Source organism: Brevibacillus sp. SKDU10, assembly GCF_001645205.1.
Taxonomy (GTDB): Bacteria; Bacillota; Bacilli; order Brevibacillales; family Brevibacillaceae; genus Brevibacillus_B; species Brevibacillus_B halotolerans.
On record NZ_LSSO01000203.1, the window covers coordinates 1 to 20,665 of the forward strand.

Here is a 20,665-nt window from a genome sequence, read left to right on the forward strand (position 1 = left end):
ATTCTCTCCTTCACGAATATTCCTGCGTTTTTTTATCCCACACACAAATGAATTAATTATTCTGAATAAAGTCCAAAGCTGAATAAATAAGCAATCACAACAGCAAGAGGACCTGTAAATAAGCGGGAAATTAAAACCGCTGGCACGCCAACCTCGATTGTTTCCGGTTCCGCTTCTCCCAAAGTAAGTCCTACAGGGACGAAATCACATCCTACCTGCGGATTGATAGCGAATAACGCTGGTAAAGCAAGCTGTGGCGGAATATTTCCTCGACCGATCTCTACCCCAATAAGAACACCAACCACTTGAGCAATCACCGCACCTGGCCCTAAAACTGGGGATAAAAACGGCAGAGCCGCAATGATTGACAATAACAATAGCCCTACTAGATTGCCAGCAAGAGGGGAAACAAATCGTGCAATCACATCTCCAATTCCGGAATAGGTGATAATGCCGATAAGTGTACTTACAAATGCCATAAACGGTAATATATTTTTAATTACCTGTTCAATTGTTTCGCGGCCAGCCTGATAAAAAACATTGACGATGCCTCCCATCACACGCCCGATTTTTTCGATTACATTAGGCTGTTTGGCGGCTTTCATCTCAGCTACTTTGGCTTTAGCTTCCTCCTTTAATTCTTTCACGCTTTTACCTGTTTGAGACAAAGAAGCCTGAGCGGTATCCGTTTCTGCGTTTCCTTGCTCTGCTGTTTCGGCTTCCATGATATCCTGTTCACGTACACCAGATACAAAAATCTCTTCTTTAATAAATTGAATGAGCGGTCCAGATGGTGATGTGGCCGTGATGTCGACAGTCATTACGTTTAAGCGAGGATATACACCGCAACGAGCCGTTCCACCACAATCAATGACCACGCAAGCCATTTCATCTGGTTCCACCTTATTGTTAAACGCATCAACAGCAATACCACCAGTCAACTGAGCAATTTTGTTCGCTACAGGATGGATCCCCCCTCCCGTTACGCAAGCGATATATTTCTTTTCATGGTTTGGTAATATGGTCAGTGGACCACCCCAGCCGCCAGAGCCCTTGACAATACGAACAGCACGGTAGTTTTGCATTGCCGCTCCCCCCTTTTCAACTTCTATACACTTGCTTGTTGAGCTTTGCGTTTTAGCATCATCTTAGTGATATACTCCGTCAATACACCTCGAATCAGGATCACGATTGCACCAACGAGGAAAAAGCGAATGGCGAGTGGTCCCAATGTGTAGCCTAACTGCTGAATGCCTGTGGCAATTCCCATATAAACAAATAATTCAGCAGGGTTCGCATGTGGAAACATACCCGTGATCGGATGACACATCGAGACGGCGGAATCATAAAAAGCTGGTTTCTGCTCTTCCTTTAAGAAGCGTCCAAAGGTATATGCCATTGGATTCGTTAAAAAAAACATCGCCATAATGGGAAATACTGTGTAGCGTAGCACAATATTTCCTGTACACTTTTGTGCAAAGCGTGCAATTCGCTCCTCACCGCAAAATTTGAGTAGTGCGTTTACTGCTGTAATCAGACAAACTAGCGTAGGAATGATCCCTGTTACGAAACCAACAAATGTTTTCCCCCCTTCATTAAACATTCCAATAAACCCTTCAGCCAGATGGATAAGGAAATCCATAGCCATACCCCCTCACAGTTAAATTAGTTACTCGGAATAACCGAGCCTTTTACTCTAGAAGATGAAAAAAACAGGCCGAGTCATGCATCCTCTGCATGTACTCGGCCCACGACCCAAGTATGAATCACTACTGTATTTTTAACGTTGAAGCTGGGTAAAAATCTATCTAGGTGTTATAGGTGTAATCAATGTAGGTATTGATTTAGCGTCGCCTTCCCTAGCTGTTGCGGAAGGGAATGCGGTTTTTGCTCTCTGTAGTTGTTTTCGTTGTAGGTCAATCTGTTGAATCGCTATTTGCAACGCTTTTTCTTCTGGTTTAACTGGAGTAGTAGGGTAACAATCTTCGAGCTTCTTCCCGATTAGCTCAGGTACTTCCTTGAAGGTAGCAAAAACAGTAACCCCCGTCATTCTCTTGCATCGAGTAATAGATCCATCTGGATTCGTAGTAAGTATGACGACGGAGCCGATCGACAATCTGTTTTTCTGTACTCCAACTCCTAGAAAACCAGCACGTTGCTGTTTCATTTCATATATGCTTTGACGATAATGTTTCACCTGACGAAGCGTAAAGTAGATTTGGCAAAGCCACATCCCAATGAAAAAGAATATGAGTGCTCCCCACAAGCTCATCATCGCTCACCTCATTACATTTGTTCTAGTTGCTTACAATTGTAATTTGAAAGCGTTTACTTGTCAAAGGATTTTTCATAAAGAAAAAACGAACCCGCTTTTTTCTTGGGTTCGCTTTCATTCAGGCATTACTTATTTTGGTTGTTTTAAACCGAATTGATTGCCATCCTCGTCTCTGAAAAAGCAAAAGATGCCAAATTCCATTTCATTTGGTTTGTCAACATCTACTCCTTTTGCTTGCAGGTCTTCATACAATTTATAAATATCTTCACATTCAAACACGATGGATGGCTTTAACTCTGCCCAGTTTTTCATCAGTGCTTTTGGATAAAGAACGAGACGTGTCTGGGCATTTTCGGGCCCTACTTCCAGCCATGTTGCTTTAGGCCCCATAGGAAAGGTAGCATATACAATAAATCCTACTTTCTCTGTCCAGAAAGCTAATGCTTTTTGCTGGTCTTCTACGTATATCCCTACCGTTGAAATGTGCTTCATCATAATGATTCACCTAATTTCTATTTGTTAAAAAGTATAATGCCCTTGTATCATATGAGAAAACTGGTTTCCTTTGCAAGTCCTGCTCAAAATAAAAGACTTCCCAAACTCGCTGGGAAGTCTTACAAATTCCTCTATCTGAAATAAACTTGCTTCAGCTAGTGATTCACATTTTGATCCTAAATTTCTTTCTTTAGATTTCCAGAGCGGATAAGCTGGACAACTTTTTCAATGTCTCCATCCAATGCCCTATCACGTTCTACAAAGGGTACTTGCTTGCGGATCATGTTGTAAATCTTTGTTGTTTTGGGAGACATTTTTTTACTATCTCGCAAATCTAATGCCTGACAAAGTGCGATGAGATGAATTGCCGCTACATGTTGGGTCAATTCAACAATGGTACGTGCATCTCGTGAAGAAATTGTGCCCATGCTCACCTTATCCTGATTATGAGCTTCTGTAGAACGTGAAAACACACTTACTGGACCACTCATCTTTAAAGCCTCCGCCGCTAGGGCTGAGCTTGCAATTTGCATACCCTTAAATCCATGATGCAAGCCGATTTCGTAATTGTCACTGTTAAAACGCGGAATTAAATTGGGGGTCAAATTCTTATTGAATTTTTCGTCGACCACCAGTTGCAATTGTCGATCTAGTAAATCTGCAATATTTGCAACTGCTACTTTAAGCGAATCCATAGCTTGTCCAACATGACCGCCATAAAAATTTCCCCCATTGTAAACCTCACGTGTTTCCACATCAAAGATAGGATTATCGTTCGTTGAATTAATTTCCACCTCTAGCCACTTTTTCACCCAATCTAATGTGTCATACAGCACGCCAGTAACATGGGGAGCGCAACGAATCGAATAGCGATCCTGGATGCTTTGTGTTAATTCCAAATAGGCCTTTGAATCCAATTTTTCATTATTCCCTAGAATTTGTGAATATTCTTTAGATAATTGGGAACCTTCTAGCAGGCTATAAATATTTTTCGCACTTGTCATTTGCCCAAGGTGCGGTTTTTGTTCATGAATGAATGAATAAAAGTGTCCTCGGTTTCCAAGCAATGCTTCTGAAGCCATCGCCGTACAAATATCAGCTATAAATGCGATTTCTTCTGCATCCGCGTAAGCGAGGCAAGCAAAGGCAGACATAAAAGAGGTCCCATTTACTAAAGCAAGTCCTTCCTTGGCTTCCAAAGTCAAAGGCTCGAGTCCCTCGGCTCCAAGTGCTTCTGCTACCTCACGCTCCTCCCCTTTATACAGAACTTTTCCTTCCCCAACTAATATAGAGGCAAGATAGCTTAACGGAACTAAATCACCACTCGCTCCAACCGATCCGCGTTCAGGAATAATTGGCGTAATTCCCCGTTCCATATAAGCTATGAGTTGATGAATGACCTCCAATCGTACCGCTGAATTGCCTTTCACTAAACAATTCGTACGTATGAGCATAGTTGCCCTTGCCACAGCCTCATCTGCTACTGGACCAACCCCACACGATAGAAATCGAATTAAATTTCGTTGCAAATCCCATGCTTTCTCCCCAGAAATTTGTCTGTGTACACTGTCCCCGAAGCCAGTCGTAACCCCATAAATGGGATACTGCTGATTCATAATGTCATGTTTTAGCTCGTTGCATTCTTCGATTCTCTTGTTTGCTTCTTCTGAAATGTGAAAAGTAAATGCTTCAGAGGTACCTTTTGCCATCTGGGCCACATCTGCTATGGTCAGATCATTTCCATTTAATATAAGTGTATGCTTTCCATGTAGCATCAGCTTTTGTTCGAAAAGGGCCGCTTGACTCATTTTCAACCTATCCTCTCTATGTGTATCTAGTTCCTTCTCTATTTCTCAATCGCTTGAAGGTATGAGCATAAGGTGGAAATTTTCACCTGATCATCTTCCATAGCAGACGTGATAAACGTTATGAAAATACGACTTAGCTTCTCTATCGTTTTTTTATCAAAAATATCAGCATTATATTCAAAGATAGGTAAAATGCCTTTCTTACGATCTTCTTCCACATACAGAGCAAGATCAAACTTTGAGATTTTCTTTTCTGTATAGTAGTGGCTCATTTGTAATCCATGTAAATTGATCTCATGTGTGGAATCCCCAAAATGAAACGTTGTGTTTTGTCTTGGCCATTTTTGAATGGAGAAGCAGGTTTGAAACAAGGGAGTTAGACCGGTTTTTATATCCTGCTCTTCCATCATAAGCGTCATGGGAAAATCCTGATAATCCAAACATTGTTTAATTTGTTCATCAACAAAATGCACCAGCTCAGCATACGTGGCATTTTTCGGCATTTTCAATCGCAAGGGAATTAAATTCACAAAAACACCACACGTATTATAATAGCTTGTCGATGCACGTCCATACCTAGGTGTTCCAATTACGATTTCTTCTTGCTGTGAATAGCCATGTAAAAAAGCGAAATATAAGGAGAGCAGAACTCGATCAAGGGTCGTCTCTTTTTGTTGACAATAAGCAAAAACTTTATCGCTTACTGTTTTCTCAAGACGAAACGATACGGTCCCTCCTTTATACGTACGAACCTCCGGAAAATCTCGATCTGCTGGAAGCTTCAGGACAGGTAGCTCTCCTGACAGCTTTTCTTTCCAAAATAAACGCTGTCTTTCTCCTTCTGGACTTTCTAACATTTCGTTTTGGGCTGCAACAAAGTCTGAAAACTGTTTTCTGATCGGAGTAAGCTCACATTCATTTCCTTCCAATAAATTCTTGTATAGCAATCCAAAATCATCGATTGTAAGTGAAGCAGACCATCCATCTACAGCAACATGATGCCACACTAAAAGCAAGATAAAATCATCCTCGGAAAAGCGGAACAATCTAACTCGAAAGGGAGGATTTTCTTCCAATTGAAAGGGACGGTAGGTTTCCTCACTTAAAAACCGTGTTACGAGCTCCTGTGGCCAACCGCTAGCATCCACCACTTCAAAATCCAGAATCGCCTCCTCGTACACTTTATGCACCGGCTCATCCTCCATGAGAAAATTGGTGCGGTACATCTCATGTCGCTTGATCACCTGTAAGAAGGCTTCCTTCATGACATCTATATTGATCTTGGAATGTATACGGTAAAGGATTTTTTCATTATTTCCATAGGAATCAGGAAGCAGGGCATAATGTTGATAAAATACACTCTGCACTTTTGATAACGGATACGTTTTAATCACCGTTTTTTTCACCAATGTAACCATCCCCTATTCATGTTCTTGTAAATACTGAAGTAGAATGCGATTAAACTCCTCGTAATGAGTGATATTACATCCATGACCACCGTTGATCTCGACTAATGTAGCTTGCGGAATTTTTGTTACTAATTGATTTGTTTGATAATAAAAGCCCATGATGTCTCGTTTCGCTGATACGATCAATGTTGGCACAGAAATATCTTCCAGGATTTTGTAGGTATTTAATTTACCTTGTCTTTCGATCTCGTTATATTGGAAGGCGACTGGATTTACAAATTTGCTGGCTTGAATCAATTCATACGCACCTTGTCGATAATTCACATAGAAATCAAGTGTAAAAGCATCCTGTAAGGATTGTTCATCCCATAATTGATTCATGTCGCAGAAACTTGTTACCAATGCTAAGGAAACAACCTTTTCAGGGAATTTCGCTGCAAAGGTCTGGGCAAGCATTCCTCCCCAGGAGGTTCCCACCACATAAAGAGGAGAAGGTATTTGTAAGATATCTAATACCTCACGAACGGTATTAGAAATACCCTGAAACGTAAGATCGCCGTTATCTTCACTTAAACCGACTCCTGGTGGGTGGATAATTATGAATTGACAGTCCTCTCGCAGCTCCTTTATTTGGTAGTACCATTGAGAAGCGGTTAAACCGAAACCGCAGAACAACAGAACCGTTTTTTTCCCTTTTCCACAGATAACCGCTTCAATCTGTCTGGAGGTTTGCGTGCGAATTAGTAGATGCAGGATATTATTTTCTTGTTCTCTCAATGACTGAACCTCTGTGATAGTTGATGGATGTCTACTGATCGGCTGTCCAGCTTTAATGTTTTTCCAGTAGGTTTTCAAATCTTCGGGAAAAGTAAAATGATCACAGCATATTCTCGTTATGACACTAGCTGTTTCTTCCTCTTGTTCTGCACCCAATTCGTTTAGCTTTTGAATTTGGCTCCTAATAGCACGCTCATCACCATATAACACGATCGTTTGCGTGTTGTGTTGTGATAAGATATGATCCAGTGCTACTAATCCTTGGGTACTTGGCAAGACAGATAACCCTGTTGAAGCACTCATCATTTGCAACAAGTCTTCCTGAAGCTGCATTCCACCGTCTGCCCATAGCGGCCAGTTAATCGTAAAGGTTTGACCGCATCTCTTGCCGCAATTCACCAGTTCCTGTCGCTGTAGAGCAAACAAATCCATAGATGCGTTGGCACAAGCATAATCAGCTTGTCCTACATTTCCCATAATGGCTGAAACTGATGAAAAGAGAACGAAAAATTCCAATTCATCATCCTCTGTGGCCCGATCTACATTCCACGTTCCCTTCCATTTTGGTGAGAGCACAGCTTGCAAATCATTGGAATCCTTATGAAGAAGTAATCGGTCTTGAATCACGCCAGCACAATGAAAAATGCCTGTGATCGGTCCCAGCTCTTCTCTAATGGACTCAAAAGCTTGAGCCGTGTCTGCCTGTATGCAAAGGTCTACTTCTATATAACGTACGTCCGCTCCCATTTCCATTAAGCGATAGATCTGTTGCTGTTTCTTTTGATCCAACCGGGAACGTCCCAATAAAGCAAGCTTGATACCCCCCTGCTGTGCCAGATGACTGGCAATTAAATACCCTAAGCCACCTAAGCCGCCTGTAATAACATAGACACCATGCTCCATGACATAATGAAATCGGGGGGTAGATCTAGGAGTCATTTCTCTTAGCTGATAAACATACCGGCTTAAGTTCTTACCACGATACTGAATGCTAGCTACCCCTTCATCGTGGCAACGTGCCTCTTTTTCCAGCAAGACTGCGATTTCATGTGCAGGCGTCTTATTCAAATTCTCAAAAAGAATGATTTGACTGTGTATTTTTGGTTGTTCTAGGTAGGCTGTCCTGAGCATCCCTTCTAAAGCTTCAGCGTATTTATCTACTTCACCTGAACCAGCGACAATCTGAATGAGAATGTCTGTTACCGGTTTTTGCTGTAACAGTTCCCGAATGTGCATAAGACATTCCTTGCACTTAGCTTGAAATTGATCAATAATGTCTACCTCATCGGATTTCAAGGCAAACACGGTCTCAAGCTGCAAATGTCGCTTTAATTCAGCTTGTAGGCCCCTATCATCATGAAATAAAAGGACAACTTGCTTGCGACTGATATCGGAAGAGCTAGCTTCCTTGAGCCCTAGCTGTTTCCAGTGTCGATTAAAATAAAGCACGGTAACTTGCTCAGCTTGTAATTTACTCGTCAGAGGCGACACAGCTATTTCTCCTGTATCCACTTTAGCTTCAGCTATAAAAGCTTCCCCCCAATTTACCAGCAAATATTCAGACAGCTTGGCGACTGTTGAATATTCAAATAATAGAGTTGGATAAAGGGGGGCATCTACTTTTTTCTCCAAGACTTTGACAAGACCTAGTAAATGTGTTGAGTCTAATCCTAATTCATAAAAGCCTGTATGCAACGGGATGTCTTTAGGATTTGTTTGTAGTACGGAGGCGATTTCTTGTTGTAGGTATGAGTAGATCAAATCCGCACGTGATTCTGGCGGTTCAGTGGTACCATGTTCTGTCACAAAAACTGGTTCAAAATGATTTAGCAAATATTGAGATAAACTTTCTACTGTCGAATATTCGAATAGCAGCGTCGGGTACAGAGCTGTCTTTACTTTGTTCTCCAAGACCTTTACGAGCCCTAGTAATTGCGTAGAATCTAGTCCCAGTTCATAAAAGCCTGTATTCGTTTGCACGCTCTCTGCATTTATTTTCAGCACGTCTGCTATTTCTTGCTGTAAATATATCTGAATAGAGGCTAGATGAGGACTCTCTCTTCCTTGGTGTATGGTCTTTGCTGGCTGTATCATCTCACTCTCTTCATCTGCATGCGCAATTGAATGAGTCTTTGCGATGTCACTAATATAAAGGGAGCTTGTTTCTGTTAATTTTTTTATAAGCTGTGGCTCCCTAACTCGTTTTACAGTGAATTTATTATATTCGACTAATACATCACCTCCTTCATTAAAAATAGTAATATCACGAGATACAATATCTGGGGCAGATGATATCTTTTCTTGAAGTGTTGTCTGCTCGGTGTACGTATAAACCTTATTTGGCAGAGGCTTATAGATACAAAACCGTTCAAGCATAAATGGTATATAAGGCGTATTCTCCTGAAAAATATTGTATTGCATCCCCGTCACCATAAAAGACGCTCCAGCTAAACATGATCCGTCTAAAAAAGCGGCATGGGCATAAAATTGATCGAGGTAGGATTCTGCTAGGCTACTAAGTCTAAGCTCCATTACTTCCTGATTCCCCCATTGATACACCGTGCCTTCCGTTTTCATGAAAGTATCATGGAAGATTTTCGTCTTTCGCACTAAATCGTACATTTGATCCATATCCCACTGCTTGGTGGATTGCTTCATGAAGGCTTTCACATCGAATGCTTTGGAGTTATTCCTGTTATTCATGACATACATAAAGCATTCCATATTTACTTCCATTTGCTGATCGATAATCACGTCATCTTTTACTTTTTGGCTGGTAATCGCCACTTTCCAGTAAGAATCAATAGGTGTAAACGTAACATAAATATTCTTGTCAAAATACTCTGACGTCACTATAGGCTGCTTGAACAAAACCTGTCTCAACTCTATAGGCTGTTTATCGACATACAGAGCCGCTACACGATAAACCATATCCATGAGAGCTAAGCCTGGAACAGCACAAATGCCATGAACACGGTGATCTTGTACTAAATAGTGACTATGATACAATCGCTGTAAAAAAGTCTCTTGTACTTGTGTTTGCTTCATCTCATTGATTCTCCCCTACGCTCAACTCGGATCGGCTTATAATAAGCAAGGTTTTCCTCGGTTCGTTTGTTATTTCGTTCATGTTCTCCTATACTAACTGCGTCTTGCCTTCCTTCTGGCCAGTATCTTCTTCTTTGGAATAATATGTTTGGATTGATACTTTCCAGAGGTACTCGATGTGTTTGGGGAATACCTTCATTACTCACAATGATATGAGCATTGTTTCCTCCCAATCCAAACGCACTAATTCCTGCTCGCAAAACGGTATATTTACTTGTCCATTTCATTGGCTCCTGGACAATAAAAAATGGCGATTCTTCAAAATGAAAACGTGGATTCGGGTGTTCACAATGCAATGTAGCAGGAAGCTCCTCATGAACAAGCGATAGTAATACCTTAATAAAACTGGCTACCCCTGCAGCACTCATCAAATGTCCGATGTTACTTTTCACACTGCCCACACCACAAAATTGTTTTTGCATCGTGTGCTTCTTAAATACTTGGGTCAAAGCTTTTAATTCAATCGGGTCTCCAATCAAAGTGCCAGTACCATGTGTTTCTACATAGCTTATGGTCTCTGGGTTTATTTTTGCATCTGCAATCGCTTTTTCAATCAATTCTCTCTGCGCCTCTGGATTTGGAGTTGTAATGCCCATTGTGTTTCCATCATTATTAATCGCTGAGCCCTCAATCACGCCATAAATTTTATTGTTATCTCGGATGGCTTGCTGTAGAGGCTTTAAAATGAGGACTCCGCAGCCTTCTCCTAGACCTATTCCATCCGCTTCAGCGCTAAAGGTTTTGCAACGTCCATCCGGGGATAATACATTAGCTGCACTCATAGCAAGATAAGGTGATTCATCTAATAGAATGTCTACTCCCCCTGCTAAAGCAAGCTCACTCTCTCTATTTTGAATGCTTCTTACAGCAAGATGAATGGCTGTTAACGAACTTGAGCAAGCCGTGTCAATTACCATGTTAGGTCCTTTAAAGTTATATACATGGGCTAAATGTGCTGCAATGAAGTTTTGGCCAGTTCCCACAATGGTATCCTTCGTGCTTTGATCCAGTTTTTGAGAAAAGTTACTAGCTCTCGAGCCTACAAAAACCCCAACTTGCTTATTCCACAGTTCTTTTTCCTTGTAACCAGCATCAAGAAGCGCTTCTGCACTCACCTCTAACAATTGTCGTTGCAATGGATCAATTTGGGTGGCTAAGGATTTTGAGATATGAAAATAATCAGGATCAAAATCCTCAATTGAATCTAAGAAGCCTCCCCATTTCCTTTTCGTTTTTCCTTCGGTGTCATCGTGTAAGGTGTAAAGCTTTTTACTATCCCAACGTGATTTTGGCATTTCACGAATACTGTCCTTTCCCGCCATTAGATTTGCCCAATATTCTCTTGCATTCCTCGCATCTGGAAAATGACAAGCTATGCCGATGACAGCGATTTTATCCGTATGATTCAGCTTATTTTCATGCTCATCGATTACATGGGATCGTTCTGATTCTGCGACGTGCTTATGTTCAATCATAGGCTTTACATGAGTCTTTTTCCTTTTGATTGAGAATAATGTCGCTAATACATCTGGGTAGGTTTCGATCAAATAGGCAGCCAGACGTCCTATTGTTGGATATTCCAGCAGGATAGAAGGATCTAAGGCTACAACCTTTAATTCACGGTCCATTTTCGTAATAATTTGTGCTAATAAGATAGAATCCATGCCATATTCTTGAAATAGGCTATCAGCATCCAACTGGGAAGCATCTAGCATGAATTCCTTTGAAAATAAGGCGAGTAGCCACGCTTGCGTATTCTGCATCAGCTCGTCGTTAGCAAATTCCTCGTTAGTCAGGATTTCTTGCTTTACCTGAGCATGCTGTTCACCAGTAGCTTTTTTCCGTGTTTGCATAAGCGTTCCTGGCTTCCAAATTGGCTCTCGAATCATTGCAGGAAGAATAACCGGTCCCAGCTTATTAGCTAAAATCTGATCTAGGAGGGAAAGCCCTTCTTTATTGGTCATGCTGAGCATTCCAGATTGTTCATAAGCGCTGCTTTTCACTTCTCCCATGCCGGTCTCTTTCCAGCTTGGCCATTGAATGCTCACAATTGGGCAGGAATGAGCATGAGCTTCACTAAAATAGTCCATATAGGCATTCGCCATCGCATAATCACTCTGACCCGCTCCTAAGCTAGGAACAATGGCAGAAACGGATGAAAACAATACAAAGAACTGTAATGGTTCTTCTTTGAGACTGTTGTAGAGTACGCTTAATCCTTGAATCTTAGGTTCTAGCACTTGATTGATTGTTTCTAAGGATTTTCGAATAAATGCCGGGTTTTCCAGATCGACAGAGCCCGCACAATGAATAACCCCGCCTATTGGCCCCATCGAGCGTTTCACTTTCTCTACACTACTGCGCACCTCATCCTCGTCTGATAAAGCTATGGACAATACTCGGATTTGGGCTCCTAGCTGTTCCAATTGTTCAATAGCTCTGATTTTTTGAGCTGTAGATGATTGTTGTTCCTTATATAAATCCCATGCTTCCCGCGGTGGCAGCGGTTCCCGCCCGGTTAGCACAATTTGCTTCACACCATAGTTTTCCACAAAATGCTTCGCACATAATAATCCGAGTCCTCTTGTTCCTCCTGTAATCCATAACACATGAGCAGGAGGGAATTCCTGCTTTTGTCTATTTTCCATTTTGCCCTGCCCTACATCGAGATAAGCTAGGTATCGCTGTCCATCCCGGTAACAAACCTCCACATCCTGACTTTCTGCAAATAGCTCCTCGACGATTTGATCTGCAAGCACATGATCCTCAAGATGTCGTTCTACATCCATGTGTCTTGAACAAACATAGCTGTATTCACCCTGTAACGTACGATACAACCCAACACGTGAAGCACCTGCTACATTTATTAAGCCATTTTTAAAGGCTTCCAACCCTTTTGTGACACATAAAAGCACGATATCTTCTTTTTTTCCTAGCCCGATTATATGTTGAAGAGTGAATAGCCAACTCAGATCGGTCTGATCTGCAGCACCACATCCAGCTAGATCAATAAAACCCGCATATTTTTTCCACTCTTCTTGTGATTGGTCTAGCTGTCGTGGCATTTCATGCATATTCATGATTCGTGTATTGGTAATACGTTCGGAGATTCGCTTCGCTAGCGCCTCTGTTTCATTCGTTGTTAAAATGGCAATGGTTCCATGCAATTCCTTCGTTTTATTCACATTGGCTAACTTCCAATGCTTAGTGACAAAGCAAGCCTTACGTGATTCCATATTGCTGCTGTGACTCGATTCCGTTAAGGCTTTTACAAAGGTAGATGCTGAACCCTTGCGAGATGGAGAAATCCAATATGGTTCTTTGGCAAAAGGATAGGTGGGCAAGCTTATTCTCCGGGGCTTATTTTCCCGATATAATTCGTTCCATTCTATATTCAAGCCCTTTACCCATAAGCGCAGTAATTTTGCATATTTTTTACGCTCTATCCACTTTTGAACAGCCTCTTGCAATTCTTCATCTGCAAGAAAGATAGATACTGTCTCTTTATGCTGCTTCACTTGTCCTTGGTACACATTTTCTACATTCGCTTGTTTATTCCGCAGGCCCCTAAGCTTCTCTTCAAGCTCACCGATAGATTCCACAATCATTCCTAGACGTTCTTCCATTGCCTCTCTTCCTGTTTGTAACGTATACGCTATACGTGGCAAATCATGATCGGTATAGGCTTGCTCCTGAAGTGCAGCTAATAATTGGTTAACCTGCTCCTTCAAGCGCTCTTCATTCTTTGCAGAAAGAACAATGATGACAGGATGGTTGTGGTGTGAACCGCTAGATTGAGCTTCTTCGTGTGGGATAAATTCCTCCACGATTACATGTGCATTTGCTCCTCCCGCTCCGAAGGATGATATACCCGCAATTCTGGGGCATTCTTGCGCTACCCCATTTATTTCTAGGACAGGTCTCTTCCATTCACTGAGCGTTTGCTGAACCGTGAAGGGAGTTTTGGCAAAATTGATATTTGGGTTTAATTCCTGTGCATGCAAACTTGGAACTAGCTGCTGATGCTTCATTTGAAGAATAATTTTTGTTACCCCTGCTATACCTGCTGCAGCCTCTAAATGACCAATATTACTCTTCACAGAGCCAATTGCACAGAAATTCGTATCTTGCGTATCTTTACGAAAGGCCTGCTGAAGGCCTGTAATCTCTATAGGGTCTCCTAACTCCGTCCCTGTGCCATGAGCTTCGATATAACTGATCGTTCGAGCATCTATACCTGCTTTCTCCATTGCTTCTCGTACAAGTTCACCTTGGGCTACTGGATTTGGTACTGTATACCCATTGGTTTTCCCTCCATGATTAATGCTCGTTGCACGGATTAAGGCATGAACCTGATCACCATCTTCAAGAGCTTTTGAAAGAGGCTTTAATAAAACCGCCCCTACCCCCTCACCAGGAACAAAACCATCGGCAGCTTGTCCAAAGCTTTTGCATTTTCCGTCAGCAGAAAGCATTTGTTGGCCACATAATTGAATGTAAGTAGATGGATGTAAATATAGATTAACCCCGCCGGCTATAGCCATGTCACATGCTCCATGACGGATATGCTCACACGCTTCGTGTATAGCTGTTAGAGAGGAGGAACACATCGTATCGATTGGCATGCTTGGGCCTTTTAGGTTAAGTAAATACGATACTCGATTCGCAATAGAACTAAATGAGGTATACGGGAATAACTCCTCCCCCTGCTCCCATAGCGGTGGACCGTATAACTGGAACCCTGTTTTCGTAATGCCAGCAAATACCCCGACTCGTCCCTTATGTCGCGATGCTAGCAGCTCCTTGGTATATCCTGCATCCTCTAGGGCTTCCCAGCAAGTCTGAATGAATACACGTTCCTGCGGGTCCATATTCATTGCTTCACGAGGTGAGATAGAAAAGAACAAAGGATCAAAGCTGGCAAAATCTTGGAGAAAGCCACCCCATTTGCAATAGCTTTTTCCCTTAGCAAAAGCGTCTTTTCGATTCGGATCGTAGAACGTTTCCGTTGACCAGCGCTCCTCCGGGATTTCTACTATACAATCCTTTCCCTGAGCAAGGTTATGCCAGAATTGTTGCAAAGTGCTTGCCTGTGGATAATGACCACTCATGCCAATGATCGCAATCGGTTCAAGCTGTCGTGGCGGATTCTGCTCCATGGGCACATAGCTAGGTAATTGTTTTGTTTGATTACTAGTGATCTGCTCACTCGGTAATTCTTTTATCATACCTTGGTCAGGTGCTGGTATCTGTGTCTCAATCTTCCGTGTCTGAGCTAGCCCTGTCCATTCCAGACACTGCTCCAGATACTGTTGAGTAAAATATTGTGTTAATTCCTGCACTGTTTGATATTCATAGAAAATCGTTTTTGAGCATTCCCCAAAAATTCCTTCAAGCTTTTGATTCAGCTCAATAATGACCAGTGAATCAATTCCATATTGATCTAAAGTCTCGAAAGCATCAATTTGGTCAACACTTATCTTCAATTGTTCCCCCAGCAGACTTTTCAATTTCATCTGGGTTCTTTCCTCAAGAACAGCCTTGTCGATCTGAGGAACAGTTTGCTTAATAGTAGTCTCCATTTTAATCGCTTGCTTTGTCGTAAAATAAGACCTGAGCTTAGGCACATCTCCCTGCAAAAGCACCAATCTATTCTTTTTAGCTGTAAACATTTGATAGATATTTTCAATGCCAGTTTTAGATTCAATCCCAACCAGACCGGTATTTTTCCGTAACATTTTTTCCGTTTCCAGTTGAACATGCATACCGCCTTCCTTCCAAAGCGGCCAGTTAATGGAGTAGGTTAGACCCTTACGCTGATCTGCATGGGCCAGTTGATTCCGATACTCAGCGTAGTAGTCCATAAACGCATTCCCCATTGCGTAATCTGCTTGTCCGGGATTGCCTATGGCCCCAGACATGGATGAAAATAAAAGGAAGAAATCCAATGGAATGTCTTGGGTAGCTTCATCCAAGTAAATGGTTCCTGCTACTTTGGGAGAGAGAACGTTTATTACCTCATCCGTATTTTTCTTCAAAATATAATTATCTTGAATGATTCCCGCACTATGAATGATCCCATGTAGACTTCCAATCTGTTCCTTAATTTGTGTAACCAAGTTCTCTACTTCATCTTTCTTCGTCATATCAGCTTGTTTATAAATAATTTTGGCCCCTAATGATTGCAGCTCCTGTAACTTCGCTGTTTTCTCTTCCTTCCATTCAGATCTGCCGGTGAGAATTAACGTTACATTTTTGCTTTTTTGCACAATTTCTTCTGCAAAAATAAGTCCTAATCCGCCAGTTCCACCCGTTATAAGATAAACGCCCTGATCCTTCCAAGGAATCGTAACGGCTTTCGCTACGTCTTCGCGTTCCTTCCAACTAGCGACCCACCGTTTTCCTGTTTCATATCGAATATGCCTGTCCTCAGGATATTGCTTCTCATTGATTATTTTTTCAATTATTTCGGTGTGGCTGACTCCTTGCTCTACTTCAATCATTTGTCCAAGAATTTTGGGATTTTCCAGTCTGGCTGTTTGCAATAATCCTACCAGTCCTGAAAAAACCTGCTGTTCTCCTTGATAAGAACCAACTATTTGAATCAAAACATTCCCTTTTGGTTTGGACTGGATAATCTGTTGTACGGTTTTAAAAGCTTCCACAGCATAACACTCAAACCTTTGTTCGAGCCTGGTCTTATCTGAATGTAACGGGATAAAGGTAATCCCATTTGATTGTGCTTCTAACTGACCATGTAAATGGGCAAATGGTTCACCAAGCATTACAAGGTGCTGATCGTAAATAGGCACGTGCATTTTCTGAATGATTTGTTGTTCCTGCCAGACTGGCTCAAGAACTATTTTATTGATCGGCCCATCATTTTTAGGCTGATTATCCTCTTCTTCTGGTATCCAATAACGTTCCTTTGCAAACGGATAGGTTGGAAGAGGTATTCTCGAATAATGGTTTTGTAAAAATAATTGCTCAAATTCTAATTCATAGCCTTGCGTATACAGGGACGCCACGATAGACAAATGTTTTAGATAAGCATTGGCATCTGTTTCAATCTTTACCTTTTGAATGCACTCATTCCCATATTGTTTCATCGCTATTTGTTCGTGCTGCCCCTTTTTATCGACAACACAAGCATATACCCCAGTTGCTTCCCCTGTTTCTAACCATTGTTTCAGGGCATCCACAAGCTCATTCTGCTCATGCACAACACAAGCTAGACGATGATTACAGTGTTTTCTTCCCATGAGTAATGTATAACTCATATTGCCATAATCAATCTGATCCGTATGTTCACAATACTGGATGAGTTGTTTCACCTGCTGATGTAGCTGATCTGCTGTACGCGCAGATAAAGTGATGACATAACCTGGTTTGATTTCAGAAGTCTTCTTTACATATGGCGCTTCTTCAATCACCATGTGTGCATTTGTTCCACTAAATCCAAAGGAGCTGACGGCCGCGCAACGCTTCATGCTTGGTTTCACAGACCAATTGCTAAGCTTGGTATTTACATAAAAGGGACTTTCTTGGAAATGAATATTTGAATTACCGTTCTCAAAATGCAGTGTTGGTGGAATTTGTTTTTGCTGTAAGGACAACAAGATTTTAATAAGTCCGGCTACCCCTGCCGCAAATGTTAAATGTCCAATATTACTTTTTATTGATCCGATTGCACAATAATTTTTCTCACTTGTATAGTTGCTAAAGGCTCGTGTCAACGCCCTATATTCGATGGGGTCACCAAGCCTTGTTCCTGTGCCATGCGCTTCAACCATTTGGATGTGCTGTGGGTTAATTTGAAACGTATCATATACTTCTCGCTCTAAACGTTCCTGGGATTTCGCACTGGGTGCTGTAATTCCATTGGTAGTCCCATCTTGATTAATAGCTGAGCCGCGAATAACCCCATAAATATGATCTCGATCAGCTATCGCATCTGAAAGTCGTTTAAGTACGACCACCCCTGCTCCTTCACCAAGCACAAAGCCATCCGCACGTTCGTCAAATGTATAGCAGCGGCCTGTAGGAGATAGCATTCCAGCACGATTTGTAAATTGATAGATTCCCGGTGTTGATTGAATGAATACGCCACCCGCTATGGCCATCTCCGTTTCGTTTGCCCATAAACCCTGACAGGCTAGATGAATGGCTACTAGAGAGCTTGAGCATGCTGTATCTACAGCGATGGCCGGACCCTGTAAGTCCAAATAGTAAGCAATCCGTGCCGGAATGATGGAATTTGCCGTACCCCAGAAAGCCTGCGGTGGTGGATTATGGCCAAGTAGCTGTTGGTAATCATTCGCACCGCATCCTACGTAGATGCCGCATTTTTTCCCTTGAACACCTGCGCCAGCATACCCCGCATCCTCTAAGGCCTTCCACGTTTCTTCTAAAAAGATTCGTTGCTGTGGGTCCATATATTCAGCCTCAGAGCCTGAGATATTGAAAAAAAGTGGATCAAACCGATCGATATGATCTAAGAAGCTGCCTTGATGACAGTAGCTCATACCCTGCTTATCAAATTTAGATAAATCCCAGCGAGATACTTCCCCGACTAAATCGCTGCCACTAGCAAGATGCTTCCATAAATCTTGGACTGTTTCTGATCTTGCGAATCTCCCACTCATACCAATGATAGCTATATCCGTTTTATTCCTTGTATTTTCAACACCACTGTCAGATTCAGCTTTACCAATTGAAACAGGCTGAGAAGTCATATTTTCTTGATATTTTGCTTCCTTTGCCAGCGACGTGATTGGCGTTGCATCCTGCTCCATATTTTTAGATAACAGCTGCATGATGACCGTTTTATACTCAGCAATAATATACGAAGCTAATAAAGTGACAGAGCTATAATCAAATAACGCAGTCGTATCTAATGTAATATGCAATGCTTGATTAATTGCTTGCACAAGCTTAACCCCTGTAATGGAATCTACTCCATAATCAGAAAACGATTCTTGCTGATCAATCATTTGAGCATCAATTAGTAGTGATTCTGAAAGCTTTTGAATAATCGTGTTCCTAACATAATCAAGCATTTTTGCTTCGATTCCCTGATGCTCTGTAGAGGCAACTCTTTGTTGGTTGGATGCCGCTGGCTTTCTCTCATTTCTTTTTTGATCAGTGCTTGCTTGTTTTGGAAAGTCTTGTTTGTATCGTATAAGTCCATCACTATTGGCAGTAACAATTTGTTGACCCAGCTCCTGTGCATCAATAGCCGGAAATGAGACGGAAGTAAAGCCTTCTACTGTTAATGCCTTTTTCCATCCTTCTGCACATAGCCCCGGGCAGCCTGGGATTCGCAGTTTCGCATCTTCATATAGCCACCACCCCTCTAGTAGTCCAAATGTAAGATGATGAAACAATGTCTTCTCTGTGATTTCGTTTATGACAATGATTCCTTTTCTCTTTAACAAGGCTTTCGCATGTCTTAGCGTTTGATGGATGTTGGGAGTTGCATGCAGAACATTGGCAGCGATGACCACATCATATCCACCCATATCTACCTTCTGCTCGGTGACCGATTTAGTGATATCTAGCATATTAAAGGTTAAAAAAGGATGGCTAGGCCCATATTCCTTTGCTCCATGCATGAGAAACGCTTTGGAAATATCCGTATAGCAGTATTCCTGAATGTAGTCGTGATAGGGTGTTAATTTTTGTAAAACGCTAGCACTTGTACCTCCTGTACCGGCTCCAATTTCTACTATTCGAAGCTTCACATTGGATTTGCGATCTATCTGATCCTGTACATAAGAAATGACGGTATGAGCTAGCACATTATTAAAATAATCTGCCATCTGATTATGTTTATAAATTCCCTCAACCAGTTCCATAGAGGAATGAGGAAACATGATATCGGTAGCTTTTTTTGATCCAGTCAAAATATCGGGCAATGCACGAAGCATTGTTTCAGCTAATATTACCTTCGCCTTTATGCTACTATCCTTCAGCCACTCACGCTTCTTACTATCCCACTCGTTCCATAGTAATTCCTGAGCCACTAGAGCTTCGTCACATATGTGAAATGTTTCTCCAGTTTGTTTGATATACTGCTCCTCAGCCAAAAAATCTAAACTTACCTCCAGCCATTTGTCATAAAACCCCGGTAATTCGGTTTGCGCTTGAATACGAGAGTGAGAATTACTTGAGAGTAAACCCATATTTGACAATTGAACCATCAGCAGCTTCATCAATAATCCCTGCATTACTTCCATTTGTTTTTTCTGTTCATATATTTCTTTACGTTGGAATGCTTGCATGTTCATCTCTCCACACATCAAGATTCGATAAGCTAGAAACCTTATCTTTTACATTAAAGTAATTTGATTACACCAAAACGAAAGAATGTCCCTTGTTAACATTTATCCACGTAGAAGACGTAGTCATTTTTGCAAACGCTAACTGGTTCATCGGTCCGACCAAGAGAGCTTCTAATGCTCTCATTGCTTCTGGAGGCTCAATCGAACCAACCCCTCTGCTTTTCATCCGTCTTTGATACTCCTCGGATGCTACCGTACCTACCGTTCCCCAATACCCCCAGTTCATTACCTTTACGGCACATGGCCATTCCAGGGCTAATTGACTGGCAAAAGCATCCTTAAAGGTACAGCCTGCTACATAATTGCTTTGTCCAGCGGCTTTTACAAACGAATTCATTGATGAGAAAAATAACACGAAATCAAGCGGCTCATCCTGAAATACCTCTGCTATATTCACACTCACGTCTACTTTGACACGAAGCCCAGCTCGGAATCTTTCCTCCTCCATAT

The 20,665-nt window shown here is 41.7% G+C and carries 9 protein-coding genes; all 9 read right to left on the minus strand.

All coding sequences use genetic code 11. From position 1 onward, the window contains the following. Positions 1-56: 56 nt before the first annotated feature. Positions 57-1,085: a PTS glucitol/sorbitol transporter subunit IIB gene (srlE, locus tag AYJ08_RS20645; protein WP_064019271.1), complete on the minus strand. Its 1,029-nt coding sequence runs from the start codon at positions 1,083-1,085 to the stop codon at positions 57-59. A 23-nt stretch (positions 1,086-1,108) separates the two neighbouring features. Further along, positions 1,109-1,642, minus strand: a complete 534-nt coding sequence (gene srlA, locus AYJ08_RS20650; protein ID WP_064019272.1) for a PTS glucitol/sorbitol transporter subunit IIC — start codon at positions 1,640-1,642, stop codon at positions 1,109-1,111. Between the two features lie 162 nt (positions 1,643-1,804). After that, complete coding sequence (locus AYJ08_RS20655) at positions 1,805-2,275, minus strand: transcriptional regulator GutM (RefSeq protein ID WP_064019273.1); 471 nt, start codon at positions 2,273-2,275, stop codon at positions 1,805-1,807. A gap of 129 nt (positions 2,276-2,404) precedes the next feature. After that, positions 2,405-2,770, minus strand: a complete 366-nt coding sequence (locus tag AYJ08_RS20660; RefSeq protein ID WP_064019274.1) for a VOC family protein — start codon at positions 2,768-2,770, stop codon at positions 2,405-2,407. 176 nt (positions 2,771-2,946) lie between these two features. Then, the gene (locus AYJ08_RS20665) at positions 2,947-4,578 is read right to left on the minus strand and encodes an aromatic amino acid ammonia-lyase (RefSeq protein WP_064019275.1); all 1,632 of its coding nucleotides are present in this window, start codon (positions 4,576-4,578) and stop codon (positions 2,947-2,949) included. Between the two features lie 38 nt (positions 4,579-4,616). Further along, on the minus strand, positions 4,617-5,996 hold the full coding sequence (locus tag AYJ08_RS20670; protein WP_064019276.1) for a condensation domain-containing protein: 1,380 nt from the start codon (positions 5,994-5,996) through the stop codon (positions 4,617-4,619). Positions 5,997-5,999: 3 nt separating this feature from the next. After that, positions 6,000-9,812, minus strand: a complete 3,813-nt coding sequence (locus tag AYJ08_RS20675; RefSeq protein ID WP_064019277.1) for a type I polyketide synthase — start codon at positions 9,810-9,812, stop codon at positions 6,000-6,002. After that, positions 9,809-20,155 carry an SDR family NAD(P)-dependent oxidoreductase gene (locus AYJ08_RS20680; RefSeq protein ID WP_064019278.1) on the minus strand — a complete coding sequence of 3,449 codons (10,347 nt, stop codon included), beginning with the start codon at positions 20,153-20,155 and terminating at the stop codon, positions 9,809-9,811. Before AYJ08_RS20680 ends, AYJ08_RS20675 begins: the two co-directional genes overlap by 4 nt. Positions 20,156-20,222: 67 nt before the next feature. Then, a partial coding sequence (locus AYJ08_RS20685; protein WP_064019279.1) for a KR domain-containing protein occupies positions 20,223-20,665 on the minus strand: 443 nt, incomplete at its 5' end.